Genomic DNA, 1,039 nt, shown 5'->3' on the forward strand with positions numbered 1-1,039 from the left:
CCGGTTGAGGTATAGGAAAATGGTGGAAAATTCTGACATTCACAGCACTTGTGACTGACCAGATATTGGGAGAGATCGTATTAGATAAAAGTCTAACTATCGCACCTGATGGGCAACACAATCGTTGGCTCTTGCCTTAGCTAGGATGCGTCGCAAACTATCTCATTTTACTAGATTTTTCCTCGCGATACGCTTAGCGCCAACCGTTGGGGAGTTCGTCCCAATTCCAGCGCGCGAGCGATCTCAAGAAAGCAGGTAATATTTGCGACAAGGAGCGCCAAAGAATTGGAGAATCCACAAGCGTTCTTGAGTCAGGTTGGTAATTTGTCTGACGCCATTAACCGTCAACAAATGAATTGACATGAAACATTGAAACACCCATCGCAGCGTGGGTTTGGCTGTCGGTTTGCCGACAGGGTTATCAATGGTTTGTTTGGCGCGTTCGAGAGCCAAACGCAGCGCGCGTTGACCTAAACTATATACTAACAAGCACAAACCGATAACCGCAGCTAGCGCAGCTACTCGCTCGGGAGTTTTCAGAAAAACGCTCGAAGTAAAAAATAAGGGGTCTTTAAGAAATCGAAAACCTCTCTCCGTTGATTGTTGTGCTTTGTATTCTTGGAGAATTTGGTCGTTACTCAATACTTGCTCGTCTAACACATTGGTCGCCAACAGAAACAATCCAGCACGTTGCCTTTCGGTGTCAATGACGCTATCTTTCGGGGCAAGTACCGCTCTAATTTGATAAGATTTCTCGCCGACGGCATTTTTGCTGGGTCTGCCGCGTTTTTTGTGTTCTATGATTTCGATCGTTTGTAAGTCTTGCAATTGATGGTAGGGTAATTGTTGCGAAAATAAAGCAGCAGCAGTTAGGGCATCTGGCTGGCAAGCAAACTTTTGACTCTGCAATTGCTGGAGGGCGGCACGGGCTTTTGCTTCATGTTTTGCAAGGCGTTTCTCCAATTGTTTGAGGTCTGATTCTAACCGCGCCTGACTCTTCACCACCAGCCATCGTTGTGGAATGGAGGCATAACAATTG

Annotated in this window: 1 protein-coding gene; it reads right to left on the bottom strand. The window is 46.3% G+C overall.

The genetic code is table 11. The features are described 5' to 3' along the window. Positions 1-243: 243 nt before the first annotated feature. On the bottom strand, positions 244-1,039 hold a 796-nt coding region (locus tag QUB10_RS34170), incomplete at its 5' end, for an IS1634 family transposase (protein ID WP_333207563.1).

This window comes from Microcoleus sp. B5-D4, from assembly GCF_036705145.1.
Taxonomy (GTDB): domain Bacteria; phylum Cyanobacteriota; class Cyanobacteriia; order Cyanobacteriales; family Microcoleaceae; genus Microcoleus.